This window comes from Microcoleus sp. Pol11C2, from assembly GCF_036701505.1.
Classification (GTDB): Bacteria; Cyanobacteriota; Cyanobacteriia; order Cyanobacteriales; family Microcoleaceae; genus Microcoleus.
Genome location: NZ_JAUBQX010000088.1, coordinates 1 through 14,858, shown reverse-complemented (window position 1 = coordinate 14,858; position 14,858 = coordinate 1). Strand labels below are relative to the sequence as shown.

Genomic DNA, 14,858 nt, shown 5'->3' with positions numbered 1-14,858 from the left:
TTTTAGGTCAGGGAGTTTTTTCATTCCTTTATCTAATGTTTATCTCGTTCTCTTGTCAAGGGGGTTGAGCAATTACGCCAAAAATTGAGCTAGAAATAGAGCTAAGATATATAGAGTAAACTTTTTAGGTTAGTCTCTTTCCTGATGGAATCTGATGAGAGAAACAGTTTCGATAGCCATGCCCCCATGCTTTGAAAGATGATGCCAATTCTGTGACGATGTGTTCCCCACTCCAGCCCAAAGAAACGAGTTTAGACACTATCTGGGGGGATTATTGGGAGAAAGCGAGAGAAAAAACCTATCCCAGCTCGCGCAGAACCCTGTAGATATTTCTTAACAAAGCTTACGCCTTTTTGCAGTCAGAGCTTCCTAGTGCGAACCAACGCTCAACTAAGGGCGAAGCTATACGCGATTGTGTGACCATCAGATGTATTCCCCAAAAATAGAGCGGACGATCGCTCGTGGGACAACGCAGGAATTTGATGCACCTGAAAAAGCCTGAATTAAGTTGAGAAATATAGCATATTATCCCACGGGCGATCGCGGTATAACAGGCGATCGTTCGTCAAAGCTCGCTTGACGTTGTAAAAACAGTTTAATGCCCCCAAGAATAATTACATATTTACAAAAATTAGCGCAAGTTACCCGACTTTATATCTCCGAAAAAAAGCGATAAATTTTAAGTAGACTGTGGCTGTTGGTTTAACCAACCCGACGCTGTCTAGGATGTTGTTGCGGAAGCTGATCTGGTGTATAATTTATAACATATTTGCCCCATTTTAACTTTCCATCCCAAGCTCAAAATATGCTAGGCTAGAATGTTTCCCAAGCTGGAGATACACAATGACGTATGTATCAATCATTAGAAGAGTCAGCCATTTCGACTAACCCATCTACGGAACCGTCCTCTCTAATTCTCATTGTGGATGACGATGCCTTGATGCGTTTGCAACTTCGACTGTATTTACAGAAGGAAAAATACCGAGTGGCCGAAGCTAATGATGGGTTGACAGGGCTAGCAGCTTATGAGGAACTAAATCCAGACCTGATCCTGCTAGATGCAGTGATGCCTACTATGGATGGTTTTGCTTGTTGTCAAAAATTATCTGAAGTGCCTGAGAGCGATCGCCCACCTATTTTGATGATTACTAGCTTAGAAGACAAAGAATCTGTCGATCGAGCGTTTGCAGCGGGAGCGGCTGACTATATCACTAAGCCGATTCACTGGGCTGTTCTGCGACAGAGAGTGCGACGGTTGATTCAGCAATTCCACTTGCAACAGCAACAAACCCTACTTTACAAACAGCTAGAAGCCGCCAATCGGCAATTAAAATACCTCGCGTCAATTGACGGCTTGACTCAGATTGCCAATCGCCGTCAGTTTGACCAACAGCTAGAGGAGGAGTGGCGACGCATGACGAGGCAGCAAACTCCTTTGTCACTGATTTTGTGTGATATCGATTTGTTCAAGCCTTACAACGATACTTATGGACACCAAGCAGGGGATCTATGTTTAAAGCAAGTTGCGGCAGCTCTCAATTGCAGTATTAATCGAGCTGGAGATTTAGTAGCACGTTATGGAGGTGAAGAATTTGTAGTGATTTTATCCGACACCGAGCTTGAGGGAGCCGTCCAAATAGTTAAGCAAATGCAGGCTCGTATCCAAGCTTTAGCAATAGTCCATAAGAGTTCTCCGCATAATTGCATTACGCTCAGCTTCGGTATTACCAGTGTGATTCCTACCCAAGAGAGCTTGCCAGAAACTTTAATTACTGCTGCCGATGCAGCACTTTATCAAGCCAAAGACAAAGGCCGTAATACTTTTTGTACCAACCTTCATAAAGTTAATGAATTTACCCGTTAAATCATAAGGGTAAAAACTATGCCTCTCGTCATTGAGAATGATTCCTTAAGTATTGGTATTCCGGAAATTGACCGCCAGCATAAACAATTGATTGATCCACTCAATACCTTAGTGGATGCCCTGTTCGCAAACCGTGGAAAGGAAAAAATAAAAGATATTGTAGATTTTTTAGACTTGTATGTAGCACAACACTTCGGTTTTGAAGAAACTTGTATGCAAAGATACAACTGCCCAGTTTCATCTAACAATGCAGCGGCGCATACCAAATTTATTAAAACACTGAGTGAAGTTAAACAAGAGCTACAAACCACAGGCTCGAGCCTTTCGTTAGCGATTAAGGTTAATGAACAATTGCTCGATTGGTTCGTGAACCATATTAAAAAAGTTGAGCGAGAACTCAAGTCATACATAAGTAAGTCTTGATTTTAGTCTGAAAGCCTAAATAATCGGTGGTGCGATCTTCATGGAAACTGTCAGGTAAATAACAGATAGGCTCTCTGGCGCTTTTTTTATCGGAATCAGGTCATATTAAGCAACTAGCGATTATAAAAATTTATGGGAAGGGCTAGCTCAGTGCGTAATAAAAGATGGTTAGGTGCGATCGCCCTTCTCACTGGAGCGGGTTTTCTGGGCAACTATTTCAATTTGTCTCTTTTCTTTGGGGTTGATTTCCTCTTTGGCAGTATTGCAATACTGATTATTACTTACTACTTCGGCTGGGGTTGGGGAGGTTTTGCCAGTCTAATAGCAGGCAGCTATACTTATGTGCTTTGGAATCATCCATACGCCACCATCGTTTTGGTAATTGAGGCACTGTTTGTAGGGTTTCTTTGCCAGCGCAAACATCCGAACCTCCTTTTATTTGATGGGATGTACTGGTTCTTAATTGGAATGCCTCTCGTTTGGCTTTTCTACGGTCAAATGCTGCACATGGAGGCGGATCAAGTCTTGCTAGTTATGTGCAAACAAGCAGTCAACGGCATTTTTAATGCCTTAGTTGCCAGCTTAATCATTTCTTATGCGCCGAGTCATAGGTGGGTTAGGCATTCAAAGCATTTCCATGTCTTCTCATTAAAACAAACTATTTTTCATCTGTTGGTTGCTTTTGTCTTTTTTCCCGGACTGCTCCTATTAGTTATTGATGGTAGATACTTAGTCGCTCAAATTCAGACGACTGTGCAAACTGAGTTACAAACAAACGGGAGAAATCTCACTACCGCTCTATCTAGATGGAATCAGCGACATCTCTTAGCGTTGAATACATTAGCGGAAAAATCGCTCATTCCTGAAGCCGCCACTGCTGCTAATCAAGCGATTCAATCATCCGATAAACTGCAACAAGACATTAGCCTGATTGAGCAGTGGTTTACAGATTTCGACAACATTTATGTGGCCGATTCATCGGGAACAGTTTTAGCGGCTTCTTCTCATTTAAATCAAACCCATCGGCGGTTGATTGAACAAAGCACCGAACATAAATCTCTAATTACCCTGGCTCAAGAGCGGTTGAGGCCTTGGATGGCTCCTATCCACAACGATTTATTAATTGACGAACCTCATGTAGGATTGAATGTTCCCCTGCAAGTTCAAGGTAATTTCCTTGGCCTGATCCACGCTTCATTAGCATTAAGCAAGATCCAAGCTCTATACATTTTTCAGCAAAAAAATCAGCAAGTACGCATTACATTGTTCGATCAAAACAACCGACAGATTGCCAGTAATCAATCCGGTCCAAACCTTTTGAACACTGTTGAGAAGTCAAAAGAGGGCAGCACTCGCACCTTAGAGGGAACCTTGCAACAATGGGTTCCTAGCAAGGGCAACTATCCGATGATCCGTTGGAAAAACTCTCTATATATACAGGAATTTACTATTAGCTCCGATCTGGACTGGAGATTACGCTTAGAAATTCCAGCAGCTCCCTATGTAGAAAATTTACAAAACCGCTACAGGATAGATCTGATTATTCTTCTCGTCATCACAATGTTGGCATTTTTGTCTGCAACAGTGGTTAGCGAACGACTGGTCAAGCCGTTATCCTTTTTAGCTCTTGCCACTACTGACTTACCCAACAAGCTTTCAGAAAAAACATTTGAATGGAAACATAGTTCTGTTACTGAAATCAATGAGCTTGCTAGCAATTTTCAAGTGATGGCGATCGCGCTAAATCAAAAGTTTAGGGAGATTAAACAGGCCAACGCTACATTAGAACAGCGGGTTCAAGAACGAACGCAAAGATTATCCAAAATCAATCGCTCTCTGAAAGCTGAAATTAAGAGACGTAAACAAGCCGAAGCTGAACTAAGAAGAAGAGAGGCGGTGATACGAGCTTTATATGAAGTCACTGCTACCCAAAATCTCAATTTTGAGCAGCGTATCCAAGCGTTGATTGACATGGGATGTCAGAATTTTGGGCTTGAAAGTGGCATCTTGGCTCGTGTGCAAGATAATACTTATGAGGTGATGGTTGCACGATCGCCCGATCGACTCCTGAAACCAGGTGATGTCTTTGATATTAAGCAAACTTTGTGCTGTGAAGCTTTAGACACAAATGAACCCCTAACCATCGAACATATAGGCACCTCAAAATGGCGTTACCATCCTGCCTATCTTGCCCTTGGCATAGAAGCTTATATCGGAACACGAGTGTTAGTTGCAGGCAAAGTCTACAGTACCCTCAGCTTTTCTAGTAAATCTCCCCGTGCAGACAGCTTTAAATCTGCCCATCTAGAATTACTGAAACTGATGGCTCAATGGATTGGTAGTGAAATTGAACGGCATCAGGCAGAAGTCGCTCTGCAAGCGAGTGAAGAGCGGTGGGAACTCGCCCTACGTGGTAGTAATGATGGGGTATGGGATTGGCACGTCAACACCAATGAAGTATTCTTCTCCGCTCGGTGGAAAGAGATGTTGGGTTACGAAGACCATGAAATCCCTAATCACCTGGATGAATGGAGCAAGCGGGTGCATCCCAATGATCTCGATTGGGTGATGCAAGTAATTCAAGATCACTTTGAGCGCAAAACTCCCTTTTATATTACAGAACATCGATTGCTTTGCAAGGATGGGAGCTACAAATGGATTTTAGCTCGAGGGCAAGCGCTTTTGGATGAAGCGGGCAAAGTTGTCCGTATGACTGGTTCTCACAGCGATACTACCGAGCGCAAAAAGTTGGAGCAGGAAATTCAAGCCAGAGAGCAATTATTAAATGCTTTCTTTAACGGAGCTTCCCTAGCAGGGGTGGGGCTGTGTATCCACGATCGGCAGTTTCGATTTTTACAAATCAATGAGGCACTAGCTGAAATTAATGGCCACTCTGTCGAGGCTCACTTAGGTAAGACAACCGATGAGATTTTGGGAGAATTTGCTCCTGGTGTAAATGCACTGTTACAACAGGTTTTAACGACAGGAAAACCTTCCATCAACTTGGAAATTAGCACAGAAGTATCCAGTCAAACTGGTGCCCAGCGCTACTGGCTAACTTCTCATTTCCCCATTTTCAAGGATGCAGAGCAGCCTGTAGCAGTGGGTTCCATTCTGATTGAAATTAGCGATCGCAAACGAGCCGAAGCGGAACTGCAACAAATGAGTGCGGCCCTAAAAAATGCTGTGGCAGGCATTTCTCGGCTGGACTCTCAAGGACGCTATATGTCTGTCAATATGACTTATGCTGCCATCTGTGGATATGGGCATGAGGAAATGCTAGGGATGGAATGGCAAAGAACCGTTCATCCTGAAGATGTTGAGAAGATGGTGGCTGCTTATCAGCAAATGTTGAGGGACGGCAGAGTCGAAGCGGAAGCTAGGGGAATGCGAAAAAATGGCTCTAGCTTCTATCAACAAGTGGTGATGGTCTCTGCTTATGACGAGCAAAATGTGTTGGTCGGGCATCACTGCTTCATGAAGGATATTACCGATCGCAAGCAGGCAGAAGAAGCACTACAACGACAATTGGAAAAAGCCCTACTGCTGAAGCAAATTACCCAAGAAATTCGTCAAAGCCTCAATGCTCAGCAGATATTTGAAACGGCCGCTGTTCAGATTGGGCAAGCTTTTGGGGCCAGTCGTTGCTTAATTCGCACATACCTGGACAATCCACAGCCTCAGTTTCCTGTCGTTGCAGAGTATCTAGCAGTGGGATATGCACCCAGCGGGGAGCATGACCTTCTGGCCGCGAGTCATGCTTATACACAACAGTTGATGGCTCAAGATAAAGCTATCGCCTCCCCGGATGTCTACTGCGATTCATTTCTCACCTGTGCTCATTCAATTTGTACCAGTCTCAATTTGAGATCGACATTAGCAGTGCGAACCTCTTACCAAGGAGAACCGAATGGTGCCATTTGTTTGCACCAGTGCGATCGTTACCGTCAGTGGACCGCCGATCAAGTGGAGTTGCTAGAATCAGTGGCCGCTCAAGTAGGAATTGCCCTCGCTCAAGCCAAATTACTAGAGCAAGAAACTCGACAACGAGAAGAATTAACTCTGAAAAACTTTGCTTTGGAGCAAACTAGACGGGAAGCAGAAGCAGCGAGTCGAGCCAAAAGTGAGTTTCTGGCGATGATGAGCCATGAAATTCGCACTCCCATGAATGCGGTTATTGGTATGACGGGACTACTGCTCGATACAGAACTCAAGGCTCAACAGCGAGACTTTATCGAGACGATTCGTAATAGTGGGGATACCCTTCTGAGTATCATCAACGACATCCTTGACTTCTCCAAAATTGAGTCGGGCAAGCTGGAGTTAGAAAAGCATCCTTTGAGCTTGAGAGATTGCATAGAAAATGCGATCGACCAACTTGCAGTTAAAGCAGATGAGAAGGATATTGAGTTGGGCTACCTCATCCAGCCTCAGACTCCTAAGTTGATTTTGGGTGATGTCACCCGTCTCCGTCAGATTCTAGTTAACTTGCTCAACAATGCGATTAAGTTTACTGAAGCTGGGGAAGTTACCATTTCCGTGGAAGCCTCTCTAGTTGATTCTGACAAAACAATTTCTGAGCCAGGGAACTTGTCAGAAAGCTTGTATGAAATCCAGTTTGCTATTCAAGACACAGGCATTGGTATTCCAGCCAACCGGCTCGATCGACTGTTCAAGTCTTTTAGTCAAGTAGATGCTTCGACGACTCGGCAGTATGGAGGGACTGGTTTAGGTCTGGCGATTAGTAAGCGACTTACTGAAACGATGAACGGCATGATGTGGGTTGAGAGTTCCGGCCACGTCGGAGGAACCCCTTCACCCAAATGGCAAGCCGCTAAGCCTCATCGAGTCACAATGGGTTCGACCTTCTACTTCACGATTGTGGCATCCTCTGTTGCTACTGAGTTAGCCGAACCGATTGAAATGCTACCAGAACTATCTGGCAAGCATTTATTAATCGTGGATGATCTGGTCACTAACCGACAAATTCTGACGTTGCAAGCTGAGACTTGGGGGATGCAGATTCGCGCTGCCCAATCGGCGGTGGAAGCGCTCAACTGGCTTGAGAATGGAGAAACGTTTGATGTCGCTATTTTAGATATGCAAATGCCACAAATGGACGGCTTCACACTCGCCTCAGCCATCCACCAGCATCCTAAGTGCCACCGTTTACCCCTGGTGATGCTGACTTCAATGGGCAAACCAGAAGTGAGTTCTTCAGAACTCTCCACCCACTTTGCGGCTTGTTTAAGCAAACCCATCAAACAATCCCAACTTTATGAAGTCCTGACCCAGGTGCTACAAGCCCAACCGACGAAAGTTCAACAGCGCCCCCCTAGCTCTGTTGATGATGATATTAAACTTGCTCAGAGACTTCCACTGCGAATTCTGTTAGCAGAGGATCATCTGGTGAATCAGAAGGTGGCACTGCTGCTGTTAGAGCGTTTGGGATACCGGGCCGATGTTGCTGCCAATGGATTGGAAGTTTTGGAAGCCCTGAATCGCCAGCCTTATGATGTAGTGCTGATGGATGTACAAATGCCAGAGATGGATGGACTAGAAGCCAGCCGTCGTATTTGCCAGGAGTGGCCGGCTCATACTCGTCCTTGGATTATTGCAATGACGGCAAATGCCATGCAGGGCGATCGCCAGGTTTGTCTTGATGCTGGCATGAATGACTATATCAGTAAACCAATTCGAGTAGATGCTCTCATCCAAGCGCTGAGTCAGTGTCCACCCAACCCGGAACCGCAGCAGGCCCAAAAGGAGGAATCAGATAGCCACAAGCTAGAAATTGATATGCCAGCGGTTAACCTCACTGAACTGCAGGCCTTCTGTAGCAGCATCGATCAAGATTCAACCCAGATTTTGAGCTTGCTGGCGAACTGCTACTTTGAGGAATCTCTAAAGTTGCTACAAGCTATGAAATTAGCGATCGCCCAAGCGGATACTCAAACCCTAAAGCGAGTGGCTCATACCCTCAAAGGCAGTAGTGCGAATCTAAGCGCGGCTCCTCTCGCCCAGCTTTGTAGCAGGTTAGAAGTCATCAGTACCTCTGGTGAACTAGAGCAAGCCTCAAGGCTTTTGGCTCAAATCGAGGGTGAGTACGATCGTGTCAAGAATACTCTCCAACAAGAGCTACAAAAGAGCGAAACTAATCTATGAAAGTCAATTAAATAGGCATCTTTTTGCATCAGGACTTAGGCAACTGTCACCCGCGATGCCGCAAGGTGGCTATGCGATCGCATACCCACGAGCAAGCCTGATTCTAAATCTGTTAGCATCGAAATTCTTCATATATTTCTTCTCGACCTCTGCGTGAATCAGCGTCAATCCCTTGTCATCTGCAGTTCGAGAAATTCTCTTTTTTTTACCGCCGATAAGGGCAGATAAACATAGATTAACACAGATGAATTATATCAATTTCGGCTGCAGCCTGGGTGAGTGTTGACTGTTGACTGGATTTTACAATAATGATTAATGACTAATGACTGCTGGCTGCCGTCGAAGCGGAATCTCGATCACAAACTCAGTACCTTTCCCCAATTCCGAATTGCATTTTAAAACCCCTCCGTGTTTCTCTACCACAATTTGGTAACTAATTGACAGTCCCAATCCAGTACCTTTCCCCACTGGCTTAGTCGTGAAAAAAGGGTCAAATATGCGTTGTCTCATAGATTCCGTAATTCCCGTACCGTTATCAGAAATCCGAATCACCGCGCTAGGAATAGTACCATTAAGTTGACCGACAGCAGTAGATATTTTAATTTGAGGAATTACAGATTGACCAGCGAGCAACTTGTGCGATTCCAAAGCATCGATCGCATTTCCAATAACATTCATAAATACCTGATTCAACTGTCCAGCATAACACTCAACTCGAGGCAAAATGCCGTATTCTTTCACTAGCACAATGTTTGGACTGTCCGCATTAGATTTCAGCCTGTGCTGTAAAATTAACAGCGTGCTGTCAATGCCCTCGTGAATATCAACCGCCTTCATTTGACTTTCGTCAAGACGAGAGAAATTCCTTAAAGACAGAACTATTTGACGGATGCGATCGGCTCCCACCTTCATTGACAATAGCAATTTTGGCAAATCTTCTAGCAGAAATTCCAAGTCAATATCTTCACTCAATTTGTCTATTTCAGGATTATAAGCGGGATATTGCTGCTGGTAAAGTTCAAGCAAACTCAGTAAACTTGCAGTATATTCACTAGCGTGATTGAGATTGCCGTAAATAAAATTAACCGGATTGTTGATTTCGTGAGCAATCCCGGCTACCAGTTGCCCCAAACCCGACATTTTTTCAGTTTGAATCAATTGAGCTTGAGTGTGCTGCAAATCCTTTAAACTTTGAGCGATTTGTTCTGCTTGGCGTCTGGTTTGAGCCAGCAAATCGGCTTGTTGGATAGCAACGCCTAATTGATTAGCAATCTGAGCTAAAAAGTTAACTTCTGAACTTTCCCAACAGCGGGGTTCAGAATGTTGATACGCTGTCAGCAAACCCCAAAGTCCTTGTCCTACAAAAATCGGCGCGATCGCATAAGCCTTCACCTGAAATTTCTCTAAAATACCGACAACACACTCCGAGTGGCCAACTTGATAGATATCGTCTACGGCTAGAGTTTCATTATTGGCATATCTGCCACCTCGGTTTTCCTGCAAATAAGTATCTTGCCAAACTGTACTAATACCTTCCCCTACCAATTTTATCAAGCCATCTTTCACAAACTCGGCCACATAAGAGCCACTCCAATCAGGATTAAATTGATAAACAGCAATTCTATCAACTTGCATAAACTGACAAACTTCTTGCGTTGCAGTCTTAAAAATCGCGTTGATATCGAGAGATTGTCGAATCTTAGCCACCACTTCAAACAGTATTCGCTGTTGCTCGGCTGCCCACTGCAAATCAACTGATTGCTGCTGCGTTTTAGCCAACAAATCTGCTTGTTCTAATCCTACACTCAACTGAATTCCAACTTGCCTAGCAAACTGAATTTCCGAAGTGTTCCAATGGCGCAAACCGCTGCACTGGTGCACGCACAACAAACCCCAAAGTTCGCTGCCATTCATCAGCGGCATAATCACCTGAGCTCTAATTTGAAATTGAGCTAAAAGAGCAGCATGGCAGTCTGAGAGTCCAGCATTTTCGACATCTGATAGCACTTGAATCTGTCCCTGACTATATTTTTTGGCATAGTTTTCGCTAAAGAAATGATCGCGAACTTTTACATCCCTTGCCGAAGAAAAACCAGGCAAAACATCTTCGATAATAAATTTGCCTTCATTAAAGTTTAAACTAGCATCAAAGCGATAAATGCCAACTCTATCTGCCTTTAAGATCCGGCGCAATTCTGTAGTTGTAGTACGAAAAACTGTATCTAAATCGAGAGATTGTCGAATCTTTGCAACTACCTCAAACAGTATTCGCTCCTGCTCTGCTGCCCGGTGCAACTCAACTGCTTGCTGCTGAGTTTGAGCTAGCAAATCTGCTTGTTCTAAAGCGATGCTTAGCTGAGCGGAAATTTGGGTAGCAAATTTAATTTCAGAAGATTCCCAGTTGCGAGGAGCCGAACATTGGTGTACGCACAGCAACCCCCAAAGGTGGTTGCCTTTCATAATCGGTGCAACTAAAGTAGCTTTGACCTGAAATTGCTCCAAGACTTTGTGAAAGCAATCTTGCAGTCCGGCCTCTCTGATGTCGGACATGGCGTGAACTCGCCCCTGAGAGTAGAGATTGGCGTAGTTTTCTCCAAAGCAGCGATCGTGCACTTTGACTGCCATTGCTGACACAAAATCTGGCAAAACATCTTCGGAAACGAATTCGCCGTCGTTAAATTCTGATGCGGAATCGAAGCGGTAAACCGCAACTCTATCGGCATTTAAAGCCCGCCGCACTTCCTGGGACATTGTGCTAAAAATTTTGTTCAAGTCGAGGGATTTCCGCATTTTTGCCACCACCTCAAACAGCACTCGTTGCTGTTGGGTCAACTGCTGTAGTTGAGCGGTGCGCTTTTGAACTTGATTTTCTAAGTTTGTGTTAAGTTCATCTATTTGTTGATCTAGTTGGTAGTGGTTAATAGCCTTAGAAAAGTGCGTGCCAAAAATTTGGACCAATTCAATTTCTTCAGCCTTCCATTCGCGAATTTGGGCAGTTTTTGACTCTTTCCACGCTTCAAAAGATATCCGAGATTGGGCGAGCCGCTCGTCGCTATCAAACTGTCTAGCCCAGAGAGTTTCGGTGTCAAATTCTTCTCTAAAAATGGTCAAGTAACCGAATATGTGCTGGCGGGTTCTGAGCGGTACGATTAAAATGCTGCGAATTTTGGTCGATCGAAATGCAGGTTGCAGGCTTCTCAAACTGCTAATTTGGTACAAGTCAGGAATTGCCCAAACCTGTTGCTCGCCGGATTTAAAATATTCGTGCCAGACGCTGTATTGCTCTACCTGCGGGTATTTTGCGGAAATTCCCATCTTCGGCCCTGAGCCGCAAGTATAGACTGTTAGTTCGCCAGTGGAGTTATCTGAATAGGGAACTAGATTCGTAACCTTGCTGCTGTCGGAAATGAATGGCGTGGCAAAAATGCACAGCCTGCCGCCGGCGGCGTCTAGTGCTGCTACCGATTCTACCAAAGCTGTTTGGAGTTCAATCGCCGGCTGGGAGTTAAGGGCTGCGGCGACGCGGTTGACGGCAGCTTCCCGTTGAGCTTTCGCCCTCGCTTGGGCGAGGAGGGTTGATTGGGCTATGGCGACGCCGAGCTGATCTGCCACCATCTGAACGCCTTGGAGTTCGTTTTCTCCCACACTCCGGGACTCGGAGTGGTGAGATACCAACAACCCCCAGAATTCTTCGCCGTGAAAAATTGGTACTACCAAGCAAGCCTTGACGCCCAGTGCAGTCAAGTATTCAGCGTGGCAGGGGTCAACCGCACGAAAGCGCATTTCGTCGGGCAGCAGTTGGCCGGAAACTGCCTCGCGGCGGGGACTTTGGCCTAGCTGCCCGGAATCTATATCGACGATTGATCGCACCTGTACTTGCGCGAACAGTTCGCGGGCGTGAGGGGGAATATCGTCTGCTGGAAAATGCAGACCCAATAGGGATGGCAAGCGGTTGCCGTTAATTGATTCGGCAATCACTTCACCGCTACCGTCGCTATGAAATTTGTAGATTTTTACTCGGTCTGTTCCCAAGAAGGATTGAACTTCCGCTGCTGTTGCGCTCAGAATTTCGGGTAGTTCTAGAGAGCGGCGAATGCGGTTGGCGATGCGTTCGAGCAAATTTGCTCGATCGAACCTCACCTTGACATTTTCGATCTTTAATGAGTCCATTATTAATCTTTTGCTTTCCTAGCAATAATAGTAAGCGGCCCAAAAGTTTTGTGCCTGTTAAAAAATTCGGCAAGCACAGCCATTTAATAAAATATAAATATCCTGATGGCGATCGTCGATTAGTTTTGCACCTGTAGCAATCTGCCTTAAAATTGCAAGTTTTGAGTGCAACTTTCCATTGTGTGGGATTAAAACTTTTGTACTTTAAATATAAACTTTGTCGAGCCTGCCTTGCAAGGCATATACCTCAACGGATTAAAATTGTCAAGTTTCAAGACTTGTAGAGTCATTCACCGCCACCGATGAAGGTCGCACCGAAATATCTCAGTCATAGATGCAAAAGCTCGCTGAGGAATGAGCTGACGGAAAGAAACAGGATTGAATTCAACAGCTTAACTCAGAAACCGGGTTTCTACCTCTAGGATTGTATCTGCTGCTAGCGGGTTCGGAGAACAGTCGATCGACAATCCGCAGCTTTTTCAGATATTATTTGCTCAAAAAAAAGCTCCTGCTGTTAAGCAGGAGCCTTTTTCAACTAGACAGTCAAATCAGAAATAAATTCGATCGATTAGTCTAAGTCTGGCATAGAAAGTACCGCTTCATTTTCGCGATCGATACCCTTCTCAAAGCCAGCGACAGCCGCGCGAGCGCGACCAGCGTGCCACAAGTGGCCGACCAAGAAGAAGAAACCCATCACAAAGTGGAAACAGGACAGCCAAGAACGAGGAGAAGTGAAGTTAAACGAGTTAACTTCAGTCGCCACACCGCCCACAGAGTTCAAAGAACCCAAAGGAGCGTGAGTCATGTACTCAGCCGCGCGGCGAGCTTGCCAAGGCTGAATGTCATTCTTGATTTTGTTCAAGTCCAAACCGTTAGTACCGCGCAAGGGTTCCAACCAAGGGCCTTGGAAATCCCAGAAACGCATCGTTTCACCGCCGAAAATGATTTCGCCAGTAGGAGAGCGCATCAGGTATTTACCCAGACCGGTGGGGCCTTGTGCAGAACCGACGTTAGCACCCAAGCGTTGGTCGCGGATCAGGAAGGTCAAAGCTTGCGCTTGAGAAGCTTCCGGGCCCGTCGGGCCGTAGAATTCGCTGGGGTAAGCAGTGTTGTTGAACCAGACAAAGCAGCAAGCGATGAATCCCATCAGGGACAAAGCGCCCAAGCTGTAAGACAGGTAAGCTTCGCCAGACCAGATTAAGGCGCGGCGAGCCCAGCCGAAAGGCTTGGTCAAAATGTGCCAAACACCGCCAGCGATACAAATCAGGCCAAGCCAGATGTGACCGCCGATGATGTCTTCCATGTTGTTGACGCTGACAATCCAGCCTTCGCCACCAAAAGGAGAGCGAACCAAGTAGCCAAAAATCACAGCCGGGTTCAGAGTGGGGTTCGTGATAATACGCACGTCGCCGCCGCCCGGAGCCCAAGTGTCATAGACACCGCCGAAGAACATGGCCTTAGCTACCAGCAGCAGAGCGCCGCATCCCAATAGAATCAGGTGGTAGCCGATGATATTGGTCATCTGGTTCTTGTCTTTCCAGTCGTAGCCGAAGAACGAAGAGTATTCTTCGAGAACTTCTGGGCCGCGAACGGCGTGATAAATGCCGCCCAAACCGAGAACAGCAGATGAAATCAAGTGAAGAACGCCGACTACGAAGAACGGGAAGATATCCGTAACTTCACCGCCGGGGCCGACGCCCCAACCCAAAGTAGCGATGTGGGGCATCAAGATTAAGCCCTGTTCGTACATGGGCTTTTCTGGGATAAAGTGAGCGACTTCAAACAAAGTCATTGCACCGGCCCAGAACACGATCAAGCCAGAGTGAGCGACGTGGGCGCCCAGCAGTTTGCCGGAGAGATTGATCAAACGAGCGTTGCCAGACCACCAAGCGAACCCGGAGGATTCTTGGTCGCGACCGCTTGCGTAGGAATTAGAGAGCGTTACCACCCGGTAGAACCTCCAACGATTTTAGATTTTGGATTTTGGGTTTTTTTGTTCCCTAGTAGGGTACGGCATCACCGCGCCTGCGCCGGGGAATAGGGATTTGGATTTCAGATTAATTTAAAAAAACTAAATTAATCTGAAATCCAAATCCTGATTTTTTTAAAGTGCGTTACCGCGAGGCAGAACTTCTTCAGGGAAGATGAAGTTTTCGTGAGGTTGGTCCGTAGGAGCCATCCAAGCACGAATGCCTTCGTTAAGCAGAATGTTCTTAGTGTAGAACGTTTCAAACTC

At 45.6% G+C, this 14,858-nt stretch carries 5 protein-coding genes and 2 pseudogenes; 4 read left to right on the top strand and 3 right to left on the bottom strand.

Annotation, left to right across the window (positions count from 1 at the left end):
- Positions 1 to 154: 154 nt before the first annotated feature.
- From QUA42_RS26700 to QUA42_RS26685, 4 genes and pseudogenes are all read left to right on the top strand, one after another.
- A pseudogene (locus QUA42_RS26700) lies at positions 155 to 334 on the top strand (IS701 family transposase); the annotation flags it as partial.
- A gap of 516 nt (positions 335 to 850) precedes the next feature.
- A complete protein-coding gene (locus tag QUA42_RS26695; RefSeq protein WP_333141579.1) occupies positions 851 to 1,864 on the top strand; it encodes a PleD family two-component system response regulator in 1,014 nt (337 codons plus the stop codon).
- 18 nt (positions 1,865 to 1,882) lie between these two features.
- On the top strand, positions 1,883 to 2,287 hold the full coding sequence (locus QUA42_RS26690; RefSeq protein WP_333141577.1) for a hemerythrin family protein: 405 nt from the start codon (positions 1,883 to 1,885) through the stop codon (positions 2,285 to 2,287).
- Between the two features lie 132 nt (positions 2,288 to 2,419).
- Positions 2,420 to 8,452, top strand: coding sequence for a response regulator (locus QUA42_RS26685; RefSeq protein ID WP_445301379.1), 6,033 nt, complete (start codon positions 2,420 to 2,422; stop codon positions 8,450 to 8,452).
- 312 nt (positions 8,453 to 8,764) lie between these two features.
- Here the strand turns inward: QUA42_RS26685 and QUA42_RS26680 are convergent, their stop codons facing one another.
- The 3 genes and pseudogenes from QUA42_RS26680 to QUA42_RS26670 form a co-directional block, all read right to left on the bottom strand.
- Entirely contained in the window at positions 8,765 to 12,622 is a 3,858-nt protein-coding gene (locus tag QUA42_RS26680) for a GAF domain-containing protein (protein WP_333141573.1), read from the bottom strand.
- A gap of 568 nt (positions 12,623 to 13,190) precedes the next feature.
- Positions 13,191 to 14,570, bottom strand: coding sequence for a photosystem II reaction center protein CP43 (gene psbC, locus QUA42_RS26675; RefSeq protein WP_333048188.1), 1,380 nt, complete (start codon positions 14,568 to 14,570; stop codon positions 13,191 to 13,193).
- Between the two features lie 156 nt (positions 14,571 to 14,726).
- Positions 14,727 to 14,858, bottom strand: a pseudogene (locus tag QUA42_RS26670) (photosystem II D2 protein (photosystem q(a) protein)); the annotation flags it as partial.